Origin of the sequence: Burkholderia pyrrocinia, assembly GCF_003330765.1 — a bacterium.
GTDB classification, from domain to species: domain Bacteria; phylum Pseudomonadota; class Gammaproteobacteria; order Burkholderiales; family Burkholderiaceae; genus Burkholderia; species Burkholderia pyrrocinia_B.
In genome coordinates this window covers 348946-371575 of record NZ_CP024903.1, presented here as the reverse complement: position 1 = coordinate 371575, position 22630 = coordinate 348946, and the positions used below count along the sequence as shown (strand labels likewise).

General features: G+C 67.7%; 15 protein-coding genes. 10 read left to right on the top strand and 5 right to left on the bottom strand.

All coding sequences use genetic code 11. The annotated features are described in order from the left end of the window. Nucleotides 1–657 precede the first annotated feature (657 nt). The gene (locus CUJ89_RS38300) at nucleotides 658–1116 is read left to right on the top strand and encodes a hypothetical protein (protein ID WP_201752368.1); all 459 of its coding nucleotides are present in this window, start codon (nucleotides 658–660) and stop codon (nucleotides 1114–1116) included. 190 nt (nucleotides 1117–1306) lie between these two features. Here CUJ89_RS38300 and CUJ89_RS19180 read toward each other — a convergent pair whose 3' ends face one another. Beyond that, on the bottom strand, nucleotides 1307–1690 hold the full coding sequence (locus CUJ89_RS19180) for a hypothetical protein (RefSeq protein ID WP_114179079.1): 384 nt from the start codon (nucleotides 1688–1690) through the stop codon (nucleotides 1307–1309). A 643-nt stretch (nucleotides 1691–2333) separates the two neighbouring features. Between CUJ89_RS19180 and CUJ89_RS19175 the strand changes: the two genes are divergently transcribed. Continuing rightward, nucleotides 2334–2690 carry an STAS/SEC14 domain-containing protein gene (locus CUJ89_RS19175; protein WP_114179078.1) on the top strand — a complete coding sequence of 119 codons (357 nt, stop codon included), beginning with the start codon at nucleotides 2334–2336 and terminating at the stop codon, nucleotides 2688–2690. Between the two features lie 95 nt (nucleotides 2691–2785). On the opposite strand, the gene pbpC is transcribed toward CUJ89_RS19175, so the two are convergent. Continuing rightward, nucleotides 2786–5197 (bottom strand): penicillin-binding protein 1C, encoded by a 2412-nt coding sequence (gene pbpC / locus CUJ89_RS19170; RefSeq protein ID WP_114179077.1) that lies wholly within the window; start codon nucleotides 5195–5197, stop codon nucleotides 2786–2788. Nucleotides 5198–5251: 54 nt separating this feature from the next. Then, nucleotides 5252–11275 (bottom strand): MG2 domain-containing protein, encoded by a 6024-nt coding sequence (locus tag CUJ89_RS19165; RefSeq protein WP_114179076.1) that lies wholly within the window; start codon nucleotides 11273–11275, stop codon nucleotides 5252–5254. Between the two features lie 300 nt (nucleotides 11276–11575). Between CUJ89_RS19165 and CUJ89_RS19160 the strand changes: the two genes are divergently transcribed. Together CUJ89_RS19160 and CUJ89_RS19155 are read left to right on the top strand one after the other, a co-directional pair. Beyond that, a complete protein-coding gene (locus CUJ89_RS19160; RefSeq protein ID WP_201752367.1) occupies nucleotides 11576–12829 on the top strand; it encodes a lipoprotein-releasing ABC transporter permease subunit in 1254 nt (417 codons plus the stop codon). Nucleotides 12830–13418: 589 nt separating this feature from the next. Further along, entirely contained in the window at nucleotides 13419–15377 is a 1959-nt protein-coding gene (locus CUJ89_RS19155; protein ID WP_114179075.1) for a Xaa-Pro dipeptidyl-peptidase, read from the top strand. A gap of 100 nt (nucleotides 15378–15477) precedes the next feature. Here the strand turns inward: CUJ89_RS19155 and CUJ89_RS19150 are convergent, their stop codons facing one another. Beyond that, nucleotides 15478–16407, bottom strand: coding sequence for a 2-hydroxyacid dehydrogenase (locus CUJ89_RS19150; protein ID WP_114179074.1), 930 nt, complete (start codon nucleotides 16405–16407; stop codon nucleotides 15478–15480). 165 nt (nucleotides 16408–16572) lie between these two features. Between CUJ89_RS19150 and CUJ89_RS19145 the strand changes: the two genes are divergently transcribed. From CUJ89_RS19145 to CUJ89_RS19120, 6 genes are all read left to right on the top strand, one after another. After that, entirely contained in the window at nucleotides 16573–17496 is a 924-nt protein-coding gene (locus CUJ89_RS19145) for an ABC transporter substrate-binding protein (RefSeq protein WP_114179073.1), read from the top strand. Next, a complete protein-coding gene (locus CUJ89_RS19140; RefSeq protein ID WP_114179072.1) occupies nucleotides 17493–18671 on the top strand; it encodes an ABC transporter permease in 1179 nt (392 codons plus the stop codon). Before CUJ89_RS19145 ends, CUJ89_RS19140 begins: the two co-directional genes overlap by 4 nt. After that, a complete protein-coding gene (locus tag CUJ89_RS19135) occupies nucleotides 18668–19615 on the top strand; it encodes an ABC transporter ATP-binding protein (protein ID WP_114179071.1) in 948 nt (315 codons plus the stop codon). The genes CUJ89_RS19140 and CUJ89_RS19135 overlap by 4 nt, the downstream gene beginning before the upstream one ends. Further along, entirely contained in the window at nucleotides 19612–20376 is a 765-nt protein-coding gene (locus tag CUJ89_RS19130; protein ID WP_114179070.1) for an ABC transporter permease, read from the top strand. The genes CUJ89_RS19135 and CUJ89_RS19130 overlap by 4 nt, the downstream gene beginning before the upstream one ends. Nucleotides 20377–20574: 198 nt before the next feature. Next, on the top strand, nucleotides 20575–21252 hold the full coding sequence (locus CUJ89_RS19125) for a lytic transglycosylase domain-containing protein (protein WP_114179069.1): 678 nt from the start codon (nucleotides 20575–20577) through the stop codon (nucleotides 21250–21252). A 44-nt stretch (nucleotides 21253–21296) separates the two neighbouring features. Beyond that, entirely contained in the window at nucleotides 21297–21716 is a 420-nt protein-coding gene (locus CUJ89_RS19120; protein WP_114179068.1) for a lysozyme inhibitor LprI family protein, read from the top strand. Between the two features lie 19 nt (nucleotides 21717–21735). Here CUJ89_RS19120 and CUJ89_RS19115 read toward each other — a convergent pair whose 3' ends face one another. Further along, nucleotides 21736–22611, bottom strand: a complete 876-nt coding sequence (locus CUJ89_RS19115; protein WP_114179067.1) for a LysR family transcriptional regulator — start codon at nucleotides 22609–22611, stop codon at nucleotides 21736–21738. Nucleotides 22612–22630 lie beyond the last annotated feature (19 nt).

Here is a 22630-nt window from a genome sequence, read left to right as displayed (position 1 = left end):
TCAACTGCAAACGCGCCAGTGGCCGCGCAACCAGCCCAGCACGCACCTGCATCGCCACCCACTGCCCGAAACAAGGCCGGAGTCCTGCCAGGTCATCCACGATCGGATCGGTCGCGGCAACGAAAATCAGGAAAAATCGAGACGGCACGAATAGGAATGCTTATTTCGAAAGATCGTAGAACTGCCAGGCGGCTGAACCATGCCGACTACCTCAATCTGCCATTTCGCTATCATGTGCATGAGTTCGACACCGCCTGCCCGGCAGTTCAGTGTCGAACCTCGGTGGTTGAGACGTGTGTCCCCTCGAATTTCCGGTGCCTGCCCCGCTACTGAGGTTGCAACCTTCCGACTGGCGCATGCGGATCCACACAGAGGCTGAACAGGCGCTGCTAGCTACGCAGTGCCTGGTTGCGCTCTTTCCCCCGCGACGCAAAAAAACATGAGAGCCGCGCTAACGCCTTGTTCGCGCGGTCCAATACGCATGATCACCACAACAACCCGGCTCGAAAACCAGGCGAACGCGATGTCGATTTTCCGCGAGACGCAAATGTCACGGAAGGCGCAAGTGCGTGTAGATTAGGATCTTGTTGCGACCCGCCCCTGTGTCTTCGAATCGGTCGCCATCCGAGTCATTCCTGAAGTTGCACAGGAGCCGGCATGAACACGAAGCACAGCAAGAAAAGCCATCTCGAAGCCGCAGCGTCACACCACGAGCAGGCCGCGCGACATCACCGCGAGGCGTCGCGGCATTTCGAGGACGGTCAAGACTTTGCCCACGCCGCACATCAGGCGATGATGGCCCATGGCCACACGTTGCATGCGATCGATCAGGCACACGACTCTGGTGCGCACAGCGCCAATACGCCAGCGATAACGCCTCCATCGGCCGGCTCGAGCGCAAGTGCCGCGGACGTGGCAAAACATCATGCGGCGGCCGTGGAGCTTCACACGCAGGCAGCGCAGCATATGCGCCATGCCGTCAAGCTCTTCGATCAGGATCGCAGCGCAGCCTCCCACGACGCACAGCTGGCGCTCTCCCTTGCACTGCGCGCTTTGTCCCATGGCAACGAAGCAGCCAGACTATTTGTCAAGCTCGCTGCCAGTGGTGCTGCGTGAGTCAAGGCTGGTTGAATTCAAGCCAGTCGCATCTTGTTTGGTAGGGTATTCGGACTGGTGCGGCACTCGTTTATAGCGCGTATCGAACGCGCCGTATCGCACCAGGTTGTCGCGCGGATCTACGGCCGTGTGCCTGCCGTACCGATCCGCGCATTGCCAGGTATTGCACAATCCAGCGTGCCACTCGCGACTAGGCCGTTCGTTCCAGCAGGTCTGTTGCGAAAGACTTCGCATGCGCTACGGCCTCTTGCGCATCGAGGAATACACCGAGTTGCTCCCAGTGCTCTTCGGCCGCGTACGTTCCTTTCACACCGAGTGCCCTCTGAACGCGCAGTTGCGCTGCGTATCTGCCGTCCTCCAATGGTCGAGCAGTCGCGATTACCTTGTGCGGAAGATCGGATCTTTTTGGCTGAACCAACTCGACAGGGCCGCCAGGTACGCCGATATCTTTCAACTCATTCCTGACTTTGCAGTCCGGGCAGTAGAAACACCACCCCTCGTCCTCGTGACTGGATCTGACCTGCCCACGAGCCAGCACGGCACGACATTCAACGTTTTCGCAGATGAACGGCATTGCAGTCTCCGGAGTTGTTTGAGAGAAATCCTAGCATGTCCGCCGACGGCCAACCATCGGCATCGTTGCCGCTCCTGAGGCTAACGAAACCCTCAAGCGCGAGCCGGCATGGTTGCGTTGCGCGGCCGCAGCGTCGCCATGATCAGGTATAGACCGCCGCCGGTCGCCACAGTGGGTGATCCGGGACGAGCCAAAACGGTCATCAGTGCCCAGAACGGGCCCCGCTCGCCGTCTGACGCCGGCCACCCTGGTTTTGTCGAGCACCTGCTCGTCGGAATGCCGTGGTTGAACGAGCAGCCGTCGGACCGGCTGATCGACCCTGGGCGGCCTGACAGCCTTGCGCTTGCACGACGGCGGCTTCCAGGTTGGTGGGGGCGTTCGAGCGTCCCTTTCAATGTGATGACGAACGTCCGTGCTCTTACGCCAACCGAACGGCTGGCCATGCGGCGACACGTGTCGCACGGGCGGGAAGATGGTAACGGGGCGGGATCGCAAGCCTGCTCTGAACGACGTGAAACCTGGCTAACCGAGCAGTATGAAAAGGGGTATCGTGAAGAAGTCGTCGAACGCCAGGCTCATCCGCACCGCGCTGCACTGCACTGCGCCTGGGCGTGTAACGTCTCCCTAGTCAGGCGGTCCTACCATGATCCAGTATCACACCGAGCCCGATTCCCCTGTCATCGAAATATCCGTCGAAGGCAAGATCACCGACCACGATCTGCGCGAAGCCATCGAGCGCATGCGTGGCGATCTCGAACTGAACGGCAAGACCCGCGTGCTCGAACGCATCGAGCATTTCACCGGCATCGAGCCGAAGGCGCTGTGGACCGATGTCACGCTTGGCGTTTCCGTGGCCCGCAAGATCACGCGCGCCGCCGTCGTGGCCGATGAGGGCTGGATCCGTGCCTCGACGCATCTCGCGCGGTTCTTTACGAAGGCCGAAGTCAAGGCGTTCCACGTCAACGAACTGGAGCAGGCGCGCGTCTGGGTCAAATCCTGAGCGCCGCCTTGCGAATTTCGAAGCAGTCCGGCTGCACGTCGGCGCGCGATTGATCGCGCGATCAGGATGCCATTGGCATTCGCGCGCTTGCTTGACTACTGCTCCAGCCCCACCGCCAGCGGTCGCTGATCACTGCGCCCGTGATCGTCGACCACCCGCACCGTATAGCTGCCGGCCGTCCGCGGCTGCCAGAACAGCGCGTCGCCCGGCGCGCTGCGGCCGGCATACGCATCGTTGACGAACCAGTACAGCGCATGCGCACTCGCGTCGGCCGTCGCGTTGAACGCGATGCGCGTATCGTCCGCGCTCTTTACGCGCATCGCATACGTGCTGCCGCGCAGCGGCGACGTGATGCGCGGCGGGTCGCCTTCGACCTGCCCCGCGTCGCGGCACTCCGCGTTCTGCGGCGGCCGCCGGCGCGGAATGCCGGCCTGCGCGAACACCTGCTGCAGATCCGACGGCCAGAACTCGAAGATCTCCGTATGCGTGCGCTTGCCGTCGTACGGCGGGCACGCAGCCTTCCCCGTCGCGTCGTCGATTACGACGGGCCGGTGCACGGTGCTCACGCGGATCGGCGACGTGCCCGGCATGAACCACGTCCAGCCCTGCTGCGGGCACCACTCGTTCGGCAGGTCGCCGCTCGCGAGGCAGATCCGCACGCGCTTCAGGTGCGGCGGCACCGCGCGCGGCGGCTCGACGAGCGTGCGTTCGGCGTTCAGTGCATCGACGACCTGGAAGAACAGCGGCGCCGCCGCGTCGACGCCGACGAAAGCCGTGTTGGTCGAATTGTCGAAGTTGCCGACCCACACGACCAGCACATAGGGGCCGAACACGCCAGCCGTCCACGCATCGCGGAACGACCATGACGTACCGGTCTTCCAGTAGACGGGCACGCTCGACGGCTGCGCGCCGCTCGTTTCGTCGGGGCGCAGGTGCTGGCGCAGCATGTCCATCGTCATGTAGCTCGCCTCCGCGCTCAGCAGGCGCCGGCCGGGCGCGGCCGGCTCGTCCGCGCGCAGCCGCAGCGGCCGGAACTCGCCGCGATTCGCGAGCATCGCGTAGAGCGCCGCGAGATCCTGCATCGTCACTTCGCCGCCGCCGAGCACGAGCGCGAGCCCGTAGTGCTGCGCGCTCGCGAGCCGGCGCACGCCGGCTTCCTGCAGGAACCGGTAGAGGTCGGGCGACTTGAGCTGCGACGCAACCCACACGGCCGGCACGTTGCGGCTGCGGTTCAGCGCGTCGGTCGCGGTAATCGGCCCGAGGAAATGGCCATCGAAATTCTCCGGCGCATACGGGCCGAACGCGGTCGGCACGTCGCGCAGCACGGTCTGCGGATGCAGCACGCCCTGGTCGAAGCCGAGCGCATAGATGAACGGCTTGAGCGTCGAGCCCGGCGAGCGCCGCGCGAGCGTGCCGTTCACCTGCCCGTCGATCGAGCGGTCGAAGAAGTTCGCGGAGCCGACGAGCGCCTTCACGCCCATGTCGCGCGTATCGACGAGCAGCGCGGCCGCGTTGCGCACGCCGCGCGTATCGTTGCGCGCGACATAGCGCGCGATCTGCCGTTCGAGCGTGCGCTGCAGGTCGAGATCGAGTGTCGTCACGAGCCGCGCGCCGGCGTCGCTCGCGTCATCGGCTTCGCCCGATGTGGTGTGCCATGCGCTGCGCGCGGCGAGCGCCTGGTCGACCGCATGCGGCGCGTCGAACGGCAGCGCGGACAGCGGCCGCATCGAGAGCGGCAACGCGAACAACGGCTTGAACGACGCATCGCCCGGATGGTGCGTCAGCCAGCGCGCGTACAACCGGTTGCGCGACGCGGCCAGCGCGCGGTTGATCTCGTCCTGACCGCCGCGCACGCGTCGCGCCGGGTCCTGCGGAATCACCGCGAGCGCGAGCGCCTCGGGCAGCGTCAACGCATCGGGCATCCGGTCGAAATAGACGACGCTCGCGGTGCCCGCGCCTTCGACGTTGCGGCCGTATGGCGCGTCGTTCAGATAGGCTTCGAGAATCTGCCGCTTCGAGTAGAAGAGTTCGAGCTGCACCGCACGTGCGACCTGCTCGAGCTTGCCGGCCGGCGTGCGCGTATTCAGCCGCCACAGCGAACGCGCAAGCTGCATCGTCAGCGTCGAACCGCCCTGCGGATTGCCGCCGCGCACATACGTGATCCACGCGCCGCGCGCGAGCCCGTACGGGTTGAAGCCCGGATGCCACCAGAACCAGCGGTCCTCGTGCAGCATCACGGCTTCGACGAGTTGCGGCGACATCCGGTCGAGCGGCACCCACAGCCGGTAGCGATCGTCCTTCGCGAGCGTGAGCCGCAGCAGCCGGCCCTGCGCGTCGACCACCGCGACCGACGACGGCTTCCAGTCGCGCAGCGGCGGATGCGGCCACTGCCGGCACGCGGCCAGCGCGCCGAACACGAGCAGCGCGCCGGCGATCCAGTTCTGCCAGCGATGCAGCCAGCGGCCGGCGCCATGCAGCGCGCGCCGGAGCACGGATGCGTCAGCCACGCGCGCGAGCCCCGGTTGCGCGGCGCGGCCTGTACGGCAAAGTCGGCCGCACCGTCATCGCACCCGCTCCACCGTCAGCGTCGTGCCACCGGGCGCCTGCGCCTGCACGCGTCGGTCGTACATCGACTCGCCATACGCGGGCGGCGCGACGAAGCGGCCCGCGTTGCTCGCCTTGATCCGGTAGACGAACTCGCGCACATCGGTCGTCGCGGTGCCGTAGATCACCACGCGATCCTCGCGCACGTCCGCGAACTGCGGTTGCCACGTCGATCCCGTCACGCCGATCGGCGAACGCCACGGCGCATCGGCCGCCGGCGCCGACGCGCCGCCGTCGCCACTGCCGCCGTTGCTGTCGCCGTTGCTGTCGCCGTCCTGCGCGTCAGTCGCGGGCGGCGGCGCGATCACCGGGTCGAAGCCGCCGGGCAGCAGGTCGACGATCGCGATGTTGCCGACGCTCGCCGAGCCCGTCGCGCGGATCTTCAGGTGCACGTCGATCTCCTGGCCGAGCGTGATCTTGTCGAACGGCTTGCCGTTGGTGTCGGTGTAGTCGCGCACGATCTCCAGCCCGTTTTTGATCGCCTTCGTCGACGTGCCGCGGTCGTAGCCCGACTGGCTCGCGACCCACCACGCGGGCAGCGCGCTGCCGTTCACGAAGTCGACGCGCGACGCGCCGGCCGCCCACGTACCCGAGCGCACGAGGTTCGCCTGGATCGCCGACACGTCCTTCGGCGCGACGCCCGCGCGCACCTCGTCGATCGCGAGCTGGTCGAGCTGGCCCGCGTTCGACGCCGCATACGCATCGAGCGCGAGGATCGTCATCGCCGACGACAACGTGTTGTAGCGATTGTCGACGAGCGGCGCGGCGAGGTTGTCCATCGCGCGCGGCGACAGCTTGCGCACGCGCTCGGGGAAGTGCTTCGCGAGCAGGTACAGCACGCTCGCGTCGCGCGTCAGCGGATCGATGTAGTAGCCCGTCGTGTAATCGTCGTCGGACGCGCGCTTGCGTTCGAGCAGCGCCTGCGGGCCCGCGATCAGCGCGGCCGCCTCCTTGTCCTGCTTCAGCAGCTGGTACGACGCGGCGAGCCACGCGGCCGCGAGATCGTTCTTCCAGTCGTTCGGATAGGCCTCCTGCAGCCGCTTCTGCACGGCCGCGAGGCTGTTGGTCGTCACGTTGCCCTGGCGCGTCAGCAGATACACCGCGTATGCGCGCTGCCGCAGCAGGTCGAGCGAGCCGAGCGAATCGTTGGCCGCGAGCTTCTGCAGATACGCGTTGCCCGCATCGAACATGTCCTTCGGCACGGCGATGCCGCGCTCGCGCGCGTCGAGCAGCACGTGCATCGCGTACGCGGACACGAACGGATCGGCGTCGGGCGTCGCGCTCCACAGGCCGAAGCCGCCCTGCGCGTTCTGCCGGCTGCGCAGCACGCCGAGGAACTGCGCGATCGCGCTCGCGTTCGCCGCATCGGCGCCGGCTTCGGGCGCATGCATCGCGCTCGTCAGCGCGCGCACCGACAGCCACTTCGACGCGAACACGCGCGGCACGGACGCGCTCACCATCTGCTCGCTGCAGTAGTGGTCGAAGTTGACCAGATACGACGACAGCCCTTCGGACAGCACGAGCGGCGCGGTCGAGATGCTCGCGTCGCGCGACGCATACGCGTCGTACATCGGCCGCAGGTTCGGCACGCTCGCCTTCTTGCCCGGATCGAGCCGCGCGATGTCGAGCTGCGTGCGGAACGCGGCTGCCGGCCGCACCGACACGTCGACGCGCTGCTGCGCGCCCTTCGCGCCGTAGCGCGCGCCGAACGACAGCATGCCCGAGCCCAGCGTGTCGGTCGCCTTCACGCGAAACAGCGCGACGCCCTCGTGTTGCGGCGCGAGCGCGACGTTCTGCGTCGCCGGCCCGATCACCTGCAACTGCGGGCCGGTCTTCAGCGTGACTGCAACTGGCACCGGCTGGTTGCCGACGCCCGTCAGGTTGTTCGCGACGCCCACGCTGACGTCGGCTTCGTCGCCGGGCGCAAGTGTCGTCGGCACGTTCGGCGACAGCACGAAGTCGCCGCGCACCGTCGTCGCGCCTTCGAACGTGCCGACCAGGTCCGGCGACACCGACACGGCCATCACGCGCAGCTTCCCGTTGAAATAGTCGGGCACGGTGTAGCTCAGGCGCGTGTCGCCGTTCACGTCGACGATCCCCGACCAGTAGACGACCGGCTTGTCGCGCTTGCGCTTGAACGGGTTCAACTGGCGGCCGATCGCGTCGTCGGCGTCGCCGCCGGGCGCGGCCATCGCCATCAGCTTCTCGAAGTCCGGCAGGATCAGGTCGAGAATCTGCGACGTGCCGACTTCCAGCATCCGCTTGCGGAAGAAGAACTTCAGCGGATCGCCGAGCTTGTAGCGCGCGACCTGCAGGATGCCCTCGTCGACCGCGAACACGACGACCTTCGCGGGCTTCGCCGAATGCACGGTGAAGGTGGCGGTGTCGCCCGGCTTCACGAGCGCGGGCGCATCGACTGTCAGCGCGTTGCGGCGCGCGTCGAGGTTCACCGAGAACGGCACGACGCCGTAGCTCAGCGGGCTCATGAAGATTTCGTCCGACGACGGATCGCGGATGTATTGCACGTTGATGTAGCCGTTGCCTTCGAAACCGGCCGGCACCGTGATGTGCTGGATCGAGCTGGTCGTGTCCGCATGGAACCATGCGTGCGCATACACCTTGTCGCGCTCGATCGTGATCAGGCCGCTGCCCGCGTAAGGCGCGCGGATCGCGATCTCGACCTGCTCGCCCGGCTTGTAGTCGTGCTTCGCGAGGCTCACCTGCAGCTCGGCGTTGCGGTCGAGCGAGCGCGTGACGTTCGCGTCGCCCGCGACCGAATACTCGATCCGGTTCACCGCGGTGCCGTCCGCGCGGCGGATCACGAGCGCATAGCTGCCCGGCTTGTCGGTGCGCAGCGTGAAGTCGAGCCCGGCCGCCGGAATCGTCAGCGGCTTCTCGTCGACGGGCACTTCCTTCAGCCGCGAATCGTATTTGTATGCGCCGGAATCCTGCTTGGTCAGCACCGACACGTAGCGTTCCTCGACGAGCTGTGCGCGCAGGTCCTTCACGTCGATCGCCTTCGCGCCCGGATCGATCGCGACGAGCCGCACCGTGCGCGGGCTGCCGCGCTTCACATAGCCGAGATCGTCGACCGACTTGTAGCCGACGAGCCAGTCGTTGTTCGACACGAGCGTCTGCGCGTTCGCGGCGACGTTGCGCCCGCCTTCCGCTTCATACGCCTTCGCCTGGAAGTAGAGCTGGTAGGTCGCGTCCGCGTACTTGTCGAGATCGAGGTCGAACTCGGCGTGCCCCTTGTCGTCGGTCGTGCCGTCCTGCAGCGTCGTCGTATAACCTTCCTTCGCGCGCCGTGCGTCGAAGAAGCGATAGCCCTGCCAGCTGCGGAACGACGGCCATACGGGGCGCAGCGTCAGCGTTGCCGCCACGCGGCGCTTCTCGGCCGGTGTGCCGAACAGGTTCTGCGCATCGACGATGCCCTTCAGCCCCTTCGGCTTCACCCACCCTTCGACGACCTGCTGCGACAGCTTCGCGTCGACCTTCATCCGGTCGGGCAGGAACTCCTTCACCTGCACCGTCGTGCTGCCGATCGGCTCGGCGCCGGGCTGGCCGTCCTTGACGATGTAGAGGTTGACCGTCCACGTGCCGGTCGGCGCCGTTTCGGCCGTCGTATAGCCGAGCTCGGTGAAGCCCGTCGCGTCGACGGTCACCGGCTTGCGCTCGACGGTGATCCCGCGCGGGTCGACGATCTCCGCCTGTAGCGGCACGCCGGCCGGGCTGCGCGCCCAGCTCGCCGCGCGCACGATCAGGCCGATGTGGAACGGGTCGCCCGGCCGGTACAGGCCGCGATCCGAGAACAGGTACGCGGACAGCTGCCCCTGGCCCGTCGCATTGCGTTCGCCGTCGACGTCGAAGCGCGAGAAGTCGAGTTGACGATCGCGGCCGGCCACCGGCAGGAACGACAGGTCGGTGTCCTTCTTCACGACATACAGCTGCGGACGCTTCTCGCGGTCGAGCCCCTTGAACGCGGGGAAATGCACGATGCCGTCGGCGCTGGTCGTCTGCGTGAACAGCGCCTGGCCGTTCACCGCGAGCACCGACACGGTTGCGCCCGCAACCGGGCGGCCGGTGCGGATCGACTGGATGAATACGTCCTGGCTGCCGTCCAGCGCGCGCTTGACCAGCATCCCGAGATCGGTCACGACGATCAGGCGCGTGTCGCCGAGCGCATTGTCGCTGTCGTCGCCGTTGCCGTTGTTGTCGCCCGAATCGGCGTTGTCGGACTGATCCTGGCTGCCGCCGTCGGACGATGCATCGCCGTCCTTCGCGTCGTCGGCTTTCTTCTTCTCGGCGGCAGGATCGTACTTCGACAGGTGCAGCAGGAACACGCCGCGCTTGCCGTCCTTCAGATACTGGCCGAGATCGATGCCTTCATAGTGCGCCTTGCCGGGGTCGCCGGCCGGGAACGCGCGCGTCTGCACAAAGCGCTCGACGATGTGATCCTCGCTGAACGAATACGACAGCTCGGGGCGCGCGTACGTGCCGTTGTTGAAGCTGACGAGATGCTGGAGCTGGTCGGGCCGCACGCGGCCGATCTCGACCTTCATCCCCGGCAGGTTGCGCGACACGACCGACAGCCGCTTGCTGCCGCTCATCGACAGCAGCGAGCCGTCGGCCATGAAGCGCAGCAGCTTCGGATAATCGGGCACCGTGAACGCGGTCGTGACGGCCTTGCCGAGCAAGTACCCGCCGACCGATTTCAGCCCGTCGTCGAAACGCACGACAACGCGCTCGCCCGGCGTCGCGTGATACTTGAAGCTCTGCAGCGTCGCGAAATCGTCCTCGGTCGGGATCGCTTGGAGCGGCAGCGGCTTCGACTGCTTCAGCACCGCATCGCTGATGTCGGCCACGTTCCATTCGTACGGCGGATCGTCGTCCGACTGATCGACGCCCGGCTTGCGCTTCGGCAGCACCCACGCCTTCGCGCGCGCGGCGAGATCGGCGCTGCGTACGCCGTCGGACGTTTCCGCGACGAGCACCTGCTCGGGCTCGTAGCGCGCGTTGTCGACGAGCGTCGGCGCGACGTTGTCGATCGACAGGCTGTACAGGCCCGGCACGGCGACCGACGCGTGCAGCACGTCCTTCGTGCCGTCGCCGCCGCGCGAACTGCGCACGCCCTTGTCGACGTCGAGCCGCACCGACAGCGGATCCTTCGGAATCTCGAGCGGCTGCGAGTAGACCCACGCGCTCAGTTTCGTCTTGTCGTAGTTGACCGTGTAGCGCAGCGGCGACACGGTCTTGCCGTCGCGGCCGACCAGCACGAGGCCGATGCGCTTCTCGAACTCGGCCGGATCGACCGGATAGTTGAAGCGGAGCTGCAGCAGCGCCTGCTTCTCCGCCGGATTGTCGGGGTTCTGATAGAACTCGTTGCTGCCCGACTGCGCGGTGAACGCCGGCACGTCGAACGCGAGATGATCGTCGGCCATCACCACCTGCGGCGCGAACGCCTGGTGCACGGCGAAGTGCACCTCGACGTGCGCGCCGACCGGCCAGTCGGCCGCCGGCGTGAAGCGCAGCGTCTTGTCGTCGGCCCACTGCCACGCGCCCTTCAGCGCGGGCGTCATCTCGATGCCCTTCTCGGCGGGCTTGCCGACGAGTTCGATCGGCGCGGCCGAGCGCGAGAACGCCAGTTCGAGCGGATGCACGGTGATCTTCGGCTTGCCGCTGTCGTCGACCTCGTAGGTCGTGACGGCGGGCGCCTTCACGGTGAAGCTGACGGTCTCGGGCTCCGGCGGCTTCGGCCGGTGCTTGTACCAGTGCCAGCCGTACCCGAGCGCGGCCGCGAGCAGCACGATGCCGCCGGCATGCCACGGGCGGCGGCGCACCGCCGCTGTGGTGACGCCCGCCCACGCGGGCGCCGTCCACGACACGTCGCCGACCAGCGGCCGCAGCACGCGGCCGAGCAGGCGCCAGACGAAGCCCGCCGCGCGAATCGGCAGGAGCAGCAGGAAGCGCAGCAAATCCATTTGTTATTTCCTTGTCAAGGACATGCTGCCCGATGCGGCAACGCTCCCCGAATTGTTATGGGTCTGTGACGGCGCGGCCCGGTTGCGCCGTGAATGCTTGGTATGTTCGACCGGATGCTGGGCGCCATTATCAGCCAGAGCCGAAACGATGGAAATATCGGTGTGCGGGCGCGCAACGCTGGCCGATGACCGGCCGGTCGGGCGGCGTTCCGCCCGCCGCCCGACCTCCGCACGCGGTCCCGCCGGAATCGCTAGAATGCGCGGCTCGACGTGGTTCGTATCGAATTGAAAGGAAATCGCTTGAAACTCCCGTTCGAATGGCAGATCGGGCTGCGCTACGCGCGCGGCGGCCGGCGCTCGGCCGGCGACGGCTTCGTGTCGTTCATTGCCGGCGCCGCGATGGCCGGCATCGCGCTCGGCGTCGCCGCGCTGATCGTCGTGCTGTCGGTGATGAACGGTTTTCGCACCGAGGTGCGCGACCGGATGCTGTCGGTGCTCGCGCATGTGGAAATCTTCTCGCCGTCCGGCGCGATGCCCGACTGGCGGCTCACCGCGCACGAATCGCTGCAGAACCCGGCGGTGCGCGCCGTCGCGCCCTATGTCGATGCGCAGGCGCTGCTGACGAACGCGGGCAGCGTGACGGGCGTCGCGCTGCGCGGCATCGATCCCGTGCTCGAGCCGCGCGTGTCCGAGATCGCGCGCAAGCTGAAGACCGGGCGCCTCGACGCGCTAGTGCCGGGCGAGATGGGCATCGTGCTCGGCGCCGCGCTGGCCGACGCGCTGCACGTGAAGATCGGCGACCGCATCACGTTCTTCGCGCCCGGCAACACCGCGCGCATCGGCAGCGCGCTGCCGCAATTCCGTCAGTTCAACGTGGTCGGCACGTTCGAGTCGGGCCACTATCAGTACGACAGCGCGCTCGCGTACATCCACATCCGCGACGCGCAGAAGCTGTTCAACGTGCCCGCGCCGACCGGCATCCGGCTGCGCCTCGACGATCTGCAGCGCGCGCCGGAAATCGCGCTGGCGCTGTCCCGCTCGCTGTCGGGCAACCTCTATATCCGCGACTGGACGCGGCAGAACCGCACCTGGTTCGAAGCCGAGCGGCTGCAAAAACGCATGCTGTCGCTGATCCTGATGCTGATCGTCGCGGTCGCCGCGTTCAATCTGGTGTCGTCGCTCGTGATGACCGTCACGCAGAAGCAAGGCGACATCGCGATCCTGCGCACGCTCGGCGCGCCGCCCGGGTCGATCACGAAGATCTTCGCGATCCAGGGGATGACGATCGGCCTCGCCGGCACGGTGGCGGGCGTCGCGCTCGGCTGCGCGATCGCGGTGAGCATCCCGTGGGTGCTGCCGGCCATCGAGCAGTTGCTCGGCATCCGCTTCCTGACGCCGTCCGTGTATTTCCTCAGTTCGCTGCCGTCGAAGCTCGCGGCGATCGACGTGATCGAGATCGCCACGGCCGCGTTCCTGATGTCGTGCGTCGCGACGCTCTACCCGAGCTGGCGCGCCGCGCGAGTGCGGCCGGCCGAAGCGCTGCGCGACGAATAGGCGCAGCGTCTGGCGCCGGCGTTGCCGAGTTCCGCGCGCGTGCCGACGGTCTTCTGCCCTCACGGATTGGCGGCCGCATGCCGCGCGCACGTCGAAACTTTGTTTGACCAAAACTAAAAAAGTTTGACACGGAGATTTCACTGAGATAAGTTTTGCGCAAGCTTCCGGAAAGAAATCCGGCAAGCCATGCCGACACGCGTCGCGCTTTCCTGCCGTTGCAGCACCGCCGTTCGCAACATCCCCGCCTCATCGCATCGTGCCGTTCCGTTTCATCCGAAACTTGAAGGAAGGTCGGGCATACCCGCATTTGATTCGCACTCCTGCATTCGAAGCGTACCGTTGGTGTCGCGTCCACCGCACAACCCGAACCGGCCGCTGCGTTGACGATTTTCGAGCGGGGCGATGCCATCGCCCCGCTCGCCGGGTTGCGCGCCGCGTGACGCGCGTCAACACCGGCCGTGACACCCGGGCGGTTCGCCCGGCGCTTTCGAAGGTGCAGTTCCGCTTCATCCGATGCAGCACCCGGCCGGGCCGCAGGGGGCATATCGCGGATCGGCCGGTTCCGGACAATCACAACAAGAGGTCTGCAATGAACATTCATCGAACCGGATCGCGGCGCGCATGGCTTCCCGCGCTCGTTGCGGCCACGACGCTCGCCGCCTGCGGCGGCGACGACGGCGGCAGCGTGGCCGGCGCATCTGCGCTCGCGCAGGGCCAACAGGAGGGGGCCGCCGCATCGGCGGCCGGTACGCAGTCGCTGGCGTCACGCTTTTCGCCGTCCGGCGTCCCGTACGCCAATCCGGCCAGCGGCGGGCGCTACCGGCCCGTGATCGCGAACGGCCAGGTGCAGCCGTCGCTGTCGGGCGGCACGATCGAGGAAAACGCGTGGGTCGACACGCCGGTCGATTCCGACGGCGACGGCACACGCGACCGCATCCACGTGCGCATCGTGCGCCCGGCCGAAACCGCGAACGGCGCGCGCACGCCCGTCATCGTGCTCGCGAGCCCGTACTACGCGGGGCTCGCCGACAGCCCCGACCACAACGTCGACGTCGAGCTCGACGGCACGCCGCATCCGGCCGCCAACGCATCCGCATCCGCGGCCGCATCGACGTCAGCGCGCATCATGGCCGCCGCACCGCAGACGCGGATGCTGCAACAGGTCGAAGCGGCCGCCGCCGGCCGCTCGTGGATCGAAAGCTACTTCGTGCCGCGCGGCTTCACGATCGTCTATGCGGATTCGCTCGGCACCGCCGGCTCGGACGGCTGCCCGACGATCCTGACGCGCGACGAATCGGTCGCGATGGCGTCGGTGATCCGCTGGCTCGGCCGCGACGCGACCGCGAAGGACGCGAACGGCAAGACGGTCGTCGCGAACTGGTCGACGGGCCACGTCGGCATGTACGGCGTGTCGTACGACGGCACGCTGCCGAAGATGGTGGCAAGCCTGCGCACGCGCGGGCTCGACGCGATCGTGCCGGTCGCCGGGCTGTCGAACATGTACGGCTACTACCGCTCCGGCGGGCTGGTGCGCGCGCCGGAAGGCTATCAGGGCGAGGACGTCGACGTGTACATCAAGGCGCTGCTGACGAACGCGCGCCCGGAGCGCTGCACGCACCTGATCGACGAAGCGCTGCAGCAGGAGGATCGCAAGACTGGCGACTATTCGCCGTTCTGGGCCGCGCGCAACATCCCGACCGCGTTCGCGGTCGCGCCGGCGCTCGTCGCGCAGGGGCTGACCGACGACAACGTGCGCGTCGACCAGTCGACGTCGTGGTATCTCGCGATGCGGCGCCAGGGCGTGCCGACCCAGCTGTGGCTGCACCGCCTGAAGCACACCGACCCGACCCGCGTGCCGGCGATGGCCGATGCGTGGACCGCGGAGGTGAACCGCTGGTTCACGCGCTACCTGATCGGCTTCGACAACGGCGTCGAGCGCGATCCGCGCGCGGTGATCGAGCAGGCGGACGGCACGCTGCTGAAGGAAGCCGACTGGGCCGCACGCCACACCGCAGCGGTCACGTATTTCGCGGGCGGCGACGGCGCGGGCACCGGCACGCTGCTGCGGATGCCGACCGGCGGCCCGCTCGCCCGCTTCACCGACGATGCGCGCATTACCGCGCTCACGCTGGCGAACGCGCCGACCGGCGAAAATCGCAGCCGTTTCGAAACCGCGCCGCTCACGGCCGCGACGCGCCTGTCCGGCGCCGCGACCGCACGCGTCAGGCTGACCTTCACGGCGGTGGCCAACGTGACAGCGTTGCTCGTCGATCGCGCGCCGGACGGCACGGCCACGATCGTCACGCGCGCGTGGACCGACCCGCGCAACCGGTTGTCGGACTGGCTGACGGAACCCGTGCTGCCCGGGATGCCGTACGACCTGAAGCTGACGTTCATGCCGCGCGACTACAAGCTGGAAGCCGGCCACCGGCTGAGCCTCGTCGTTCTGTCGAGCGACAACGAGGCAACCTTGCGGCCGACGCCCGGCACCGGGCTGACGCTCGATCCGGCCGGCACGTCGGTCACGGTGCCGCTGGTTTCGTCGTGAGCGCAAGCGTGTGAATCAAAGCGGACGGCGACCGATGTCTCCTTGACGTCGGTCGCCGTCCGCACCGCTTGATCGCCGCGAAACCTGATTCAAACGTGCGTTAAACAGGCGTCAGCACCGGTTGCCCCGCGAAATGCCGCGCCGCGTTGTCGAGAAACTGCTGCACCGAGCGATCGAGCGCCTCCGGCGACCAGCCGCCCATGTGCGGCGTCAGCACGACGCTGTCGAGATCCGTCAGCGCGCGCGGCGGCTCCGGTTCGCCTTCATACACATCGAGCCCCGCGCCCGCGATGCGCCCTTCGCGCAACGCGTCCGCCAAAGCAGCGGTATCGACAACGCTGCCGCGCGATACGTTGACGAGAAAACCGCCGGGGCCGAGCGCATCGAGCACCGCCTGGTCGATCAGGTGCCGCGTGCCCGCGCCGCCCGGCGTCGCGACGATCAGGAAATCGGCCCACTGCGCAAGCGCGTCGAGCCGGTCGAAATAGCGATAGGGAACCGGCTTCGGCGACCGGTTGTGATAACCGATCTCGATGTCGAAGCCGGCCGCGCGGCGCGCGCACTTCTCGCCGATCTTGCCGAGCCCGACGATGCCGAGCTTCTTGCCCGACACGTTCGGCGGCATCGGCAGCCCGTCGCGCCACACGCCCGCGCGGGTTTTCGCATCGAGCCGCACGACGCCGCGCACCGCCGCGAGCAGCAGCGCAAACGCGTGGTCGGCGACGCAATCGTCGTTGGTGCCCGCACCCGTGACGACCGTGATGCCGCGTGCCTTTGCATGCGCGACATCGATATGCTCGTAGCCGGCGCCGAGCGCGCTGACGAACGCGAGTTGCGGAAGCCGGTCGATCTCGGCGGCGGCGAGACCCATGCTGCCGTTGGTCAGCACCGCGCGAATCGCGCCGCCGTATTCGGCGATCGCGCGTTCGCGCTCTTCGGGAGTCGGGGCATAGCGCACGTCGAACGACGCGGCGATCTTGCGATGCGCGTCGCCGCGCAATGCGATGAGGACCAGCAGCTCGGGCTTCATGTCAGCAATTGTCCGCAGGCGGGAATGGATTTCAGTGTAGCAAGCCCGCATGACGGATGCGGGTTATCCCCACACGGGCTGTGGACACGCCGCCGCACGCGGTTTGCCAAAGCCGGCTCAGTCAAGTAACTTTCGGCGTACGCCCCCGTCCTGGAGATTGGCCCGATGAAGTTCGCCCTGCCCGCCCGGATCCTGGGCCTCGCGTTCGCCGCCGCCATTGTTGCGCCCGGCGCGCACGCCGACACACCCGTCGTGGTGTCGTCGAAAATCGACACCGAAGGCAACCTGCTCGGCAACCTCATCGCGCAGGTGCTGAAGGCCCACGGCATCCCCGTCACCGAAAAGATCGCGCTCGGCACGACGCCGATCGTGCGCAAGGCGCTCACGAGCGGCGAGATCGACATCTACCCCGAATACACGGGCAACGCCGCGTTCTTCTTCAACAAGGCCGACGATCCCGTGTGGAAGAACGCGAGCCAGGGCTACGACACCGCGAAGAAGCTCGACTACGCGGCGAACCATCTCGTGTGGCTCGCGCCGGCGCCCGCGAACAACACGTGGGGCGTCGCCGTGCTCGCGCCCGTCGCGCAGTCGCAGCACCTGAAGACCTTCTCCGATTTCGGCAAGTGGGTCGCGGGCGGCGGCAAGCTGAAGCTCGCGGCGTCGGCCGAATTCGTGAACAGCGCGTCCGCGCTGCCGTCGTTCGAGAAAGCGTACGGCTTCAAGCTGAAGCCCGACCAGCTCGTCGTGCTGTCCGGCGGCGACACGGCCGCGACGATCAAGGCCGCCGCGAACCAGACCGACGGCGTGAACGCCGCGATGGTCTACGGCACCGATGGCGGGATTGCATCGAGCGGCCTCGCGGTGCTCGACGACGACAAGCACGTGCAGCCCGTCTACGCACCGACGCCCGTGATCCGCGAAGCCGTGCTGAAAGCGCATCCGCAGATCGCCGACTACCTGAAACCCGTATTTGCGAGCCTCGACCTGAAGACGCTGCAGACGCTGAACGCACGCATCCAGATCAACGGCGAGCCGGCAGCCGGCGTCGCGAAAAGCTATCTGAAATCGAAGGGTTTCGTTAAATGACGGATCGCGCGGCAGCGTCCGCGCGGCGCGTGACCGCCGACAAGGTCGGCATCCTGATCGGTGTCCTGACGATCGTCGCCGTGCTCGGCCTGCCGTTCGCGGTGCTGCGGCCGAACCGGATCGCGGCCGGCACGGGGCTGTCGGTGTTCGCCGCTCTGCCGGCGATGCAGGGTGCCGCGCTCGCCGCACTGTGGATCGTCGGCGCGCTGTGGGCGATGACGGCAAGCCGCCCCGCGTGGCGGCTCGCGGCCGGCTGTGCGTGGCTCGCGACGCTCGCGTATGCGGTCGGCGCGGCCGCGACGCATGTCGTCGCGCCCGACGACATGCTTGCGCGCGTATCGCCCGCCGCGGGTGTCTGGCTGCTGCTGTTCGCATGGGCCGTGCTGGTCGCCGATGCGCTCGCGCGGCTCGCATTCGGCCCGTGGCGGCGCCTCGTCGCGCTCGTCGTCGCGATTGCAGCGATATCGGTGCCGCTCGCGAGCGGCTGGTGGGACGGCCTCTCCGTGATGCGCGAATACGCGGTGCGCAGCGACGATTTCTGGCGCGAAGCGAGCCGGCACGTGTCGCTCGCGGGCGGCTCGGTGGCCGCCGCGCTCGTCGCGGGCCTGCCGCTCGGCATCGCGTGCGCACGCGTGGCGGCGGTGCGCACTGTCGCGATGCCCGTGCTCAATATCGTGCAGACGATCCCGAGCATCGCGATGTACGGGCTGATGATGGCGCCACTCGGCCTGCTCGCCGCGCACGTGCCGCTCGCGGCCGCGCTCGGCATCCGCGGGATCGGCGTCGCGCCGGCGGTGCTCGCGCTGTTCCTGTATTCGCTGCTGCCGATCGCATCGAGCGTCGTGGTCGGGCTCGCGCAGGTGCCGCCGCACGTGACCGAAGCGGCACGCGCGATGGGCATGACGCGCGCGCAGCGTTTGTTGCACGTCGATCTCGTGCTCGCGCTGCCGGTGATCCTGAGCGGCGTGCGCATCGTGCTCGTGCAGAACATCGGCCTGACCGCGGTCGCCGCGCTGATCGGCGGCGGCGGGTTCGGCACCTTCATCTTCCAGGGGATCGGGCAATCGGCCGCCGATCTCGTGCTGCTCGGCGCGATCCCGACGATCGCGCTCGCGCTGGCGGCCGCCGTCGTGTTCGAAGCCGCGACCTCGCTCGCGAAGGGGCGTGCAGGATGATCGAGATCGAACGTGTCGGCAAACGCTTCGGCGACGTCCCCGCCGTCGACGACGTATCGCTGACGATGAAGCGCGGCACGATCACCGCGCTCGTCGGCGCATCGGGCAGCGGCAAGTCGACACTGCTGCGCATGATCAACCGGCTGATCGCGCCGACCAGCGGCACGATCCGCATCGACGGCGTCGATACGGCCACCGTCGCGCCCGAGCAGCTTCGGCGCGGGATCGGCTATGCGATCCAGGGGCATGGCCTGTTTCCGCACTGGAGCGTCGCGCGCAACATCTCGACCGTGCCGCGCCTGCTCGGCTGGCCGTCCGATCGCATCGACGCGCGCGTGAACGAACTGCTCGACCTGTTCCATCTCGCGCCGGCCGAGTTCGCGGGCAAGCTGCCGCACGAACTGTCGGGCGGCCAGCAGCAGCGCGTCGGCGTCGCGCGCGCGCTCGCGGCCGAGCCTGCGATGCTGCTGATGGACGAACCGTTCGGCGCGCTCGATCCGATCATTCGCGGCAAGGCGCAGGACGACCTGTTCGCGTTGCAGCGCCGCCTCGGCATCACGGTCGTGATCGTCACGCACGATATCGAGGAAGCGCTGAAGCTCGGCGACACGATCGCGGTAATGGACGGCGGCCGGCTGCTGCAGGTCGCGCCGCCGGCCGAGATTCTCGGCAAGCCGGCGGCCGGCGTCGTCGAGCAACTCGTCGCAGGCGTCGATCGGCCGCTGCGCCTGCTCGCGCTGACGCCGATCGACGCGGTGGCCGAACCCGGTCATGCCGACGGCGAACCGATCGCCGCGACGCGCACGCTGCGCGACGCGGTCTCCGAGCTACTGTGGCGCGGTGTCGATGCACTGCCCATCGATGATGGCAACGGGCGCGACGGACACGGTGCGCGCCGCATCACGCTCGATGCGATCCGCGCGCACGCGAGGAAGCCCGCATGACGGCGCACCGCGCGCGGCCCGCGCGTTCGGCATTTCCCGCCCATGCGGCCCGCGCGGCCGCGCTCGCGCTGCTGCTCGTGCTGCTGTTGCGCCCGATGTGGCTGCAGGGGGTGTTCGCGCCGTTCGCGGACAACGGTGCGCCGGTGATCTACGACCGCGCGAGCCTGCTCGACCTCACGCTCGCGCATCTCGGCACGGTTGCGCTGTCGAGCCTGATCGGCACGCTGGTCGCCGTCGCGGCCGGCATTGCGGTCACGCGGCCGTCCGGCGCGGATTTCCTGCCGGTCGCGCGCAGCGTCGTCGATATCGGCCAGACCTTCCCGCCGGTCGCGGTGCTCGCGCTCGCGGTGCCGGCCGTCGGTTTCGGGCTGAAACCCGTGCTGATCGCGCTCGTTCTGTACGGGCTCCTGCCGATTTTCGAAAGTACGATCGCGGGGCTCGAAGACGTGCCGCGCGATGTTGTCGACGCCGCGCGCGGGATGGGGATGAGCGGCTGGCAGCAGTTGATCTCGATCGAGCTGCCGCTTGCGTTCCCGGTGATCGTCAACGGAATCCGGCTCGCGGTCGTGATCAACCTCGGCACCGCGACGATCGGCTCGACGGTCGCCGCGCGCGGGCTCGGCGACGTGATCATCGCGGGCCTGCAGACATCGAACACTGCGTTCGTGCTGCAGGGCGGCGTAATCGTCGGGCTGCTCGCGGTACTCGTCAGCGACGCGATCGGCGCGCTTGCACGGGTGGCGACCGCGCGGCGCGCGTAGGCGGATCGCCCCCGCCCCCGCATGCGCATGCGGGAAAATGGGGACGCAATCCGGTACAAGCAACGATATTCGTCCGGACTCCGATGCGTGTCCGCGCAACGATACAAGCCTACACGACGCTTTCATTCGAGCCCGTGATCGAACATCCGCCGCGATTGGCCGATATACTATGCGCCTCTCATTTCCCCGCACTCGACCATGCGACGGTTTCTCTGGCTGATCGTGCTTTCGCTCGGCATCGCGCAACAGGCATCGGCGCAGCAGGCGCCTGCACTGCCTGCTTCCGCGCCCGAAGCGGCCGCATCGGCACCGTCCGCGGCATCCGCGCCGCTCGCCAACGCCAACGATCAGCCGAACGAAGCAAACCGCCGCATCACGTCCTACCTGACGAAGAAATTCGGCGTCGCGAAGGAAAGGGCCGCGAAGCTCGCCGATATCGTGAGCGTCACTGCGACGAAATATTCGCTGCCGCCTGCACTCGTTTACGCCATTATCTCGATCGAATCGCGCTTCCAGGAAAAGGCGCGCGGCCAGCGTGGCGCGACCGGGCTGATGCAGGTCGTGCCGACCGCGCACCGCGGCCTGCTGCGCAACGTGAAGGATCTGACGGAGCCGAACGCGAATGTCGAAGCCGGGTCCGCGATCCTGTCGGGCTACGTGAGAGCCGCCGGCGGCAACGTGCAGGCCGGACTGAAGAGCTATGGCGGTTCCAACGCGTATGCGGCGAAGGTGATGCAACGGGTCGATTCGTTCCGGTTCGTGCTCGAACCCGACGATGAAGCGAAAGCCGCGAACGATACGAAGGCGCGGATGGTGCCGGTCAGCGAATCGTCGACGTCGACATCCACTCCGGCCGCGAACCGCAACACCCGATAAGCGCACTCCGCGCGTACGCCCGACACTTTCAATCTGCCACGTACATGCGTTACGCGATCCAGCACGCTGCCCGCCTCCTCGCCGTCGCTGCTCTCGCGGCTGCCGGCCCGGCATCCGCATTCGCATTCGCCGCCGTCGATTGCGAACAGCAGGGGCCGACGATGGAAACGGTGCGGCGCTGCATGCTCGACAACAACAACCGGGAAGTCGACAGCGCGTACCGGTCGCTCGAACGCAAGCTCAAGCAACGCAATCCCGACGCCGCAGGCCTGCTCGCGAAATCGCAGGCGAGCTGGACGCGCTTCGCCAGCGACACCTGCAACTACGTGAAAACCGCCAATCCGCAGCAGATGATTCCGAACGACGCGTGGATGAACTGCTGGGTCGATTTCAGCCAGGCGCGCGTGCGCATCCTGAAGAAATGGGAAGCACAAGCGGACGCGCCGCAACCGGCGCAAAAGTGACCGACGGACGGCCGCCGCGTCATGCCTGCGCGAAATGCGCGCGCAGAAACTCGATGAAATGCTGCGTTTTCGCAGGCAGCAGGCGCGTTTCGGTCATCGCGTAGACGGGAACGGGCGCCCCCTCCCATTCAGGCAGTATGCGGCGCAACCGGCCGGCGGCCACGTCGTCGGCCACCACTTCCTCCGGCATCTGGATGATCCCCGCGTCGTGCACAGCCAGTTGCCGGTTCATGCCGACGCTGTTCACGACAAACCGCCCGCTCACCGGCACCTCGACGGCCCGCGCGCTGTCGTGCAGCGCCCACGCATCGACCCGCTGCACGCTCAGGCACTGATGCCGCGTCAGGTCGTCCGGTTCGAGCGGCTCGCCCGCGCGCTCGAGATAGCGCGGCGACGCATACAGGTAATTGCGGAACGTGGCGAGCCGCCGCGCGACGAGTTGCGAATCCGCGGATTCGCCGATGCGGATCGCGACATCGAACGGCTCGCTCACCAGATCGACGCGTCGTGACGTCAGCTCGAAATCGAAGGTCAGCTTCGGGTAACGGTTCGCGAATTCGACGATCAGCGGCGTGAGGTAGATCACCGCGAAATCGACCGGAAACGACGCGCGCAGCACGCCCGCGGGTTCGGCCAGCAACCCGCCGAGCTGCTCGTGCGCGAGCCGCGCCTCGTCGACGATGCGCTTGCAGCGCTCGAAGTACAGTTGCCCGGCCTCCGTGAGCTCGATCCGGCGCGTCGTGCGATGCAGCAGCCGCAATCCGATCGCCTTTTCCAGCGCGCCGATCCGCCGCGACAGCGTCGAATTCGGCATCCCCAGCGCCTGCGCGGCGCTGCGAAAGCCGCGCGCCTTCACGACCTCCACGAACAGCGCCATGTCGTTCAGCAGTTCCATGCCCACTGCTCCATCAATG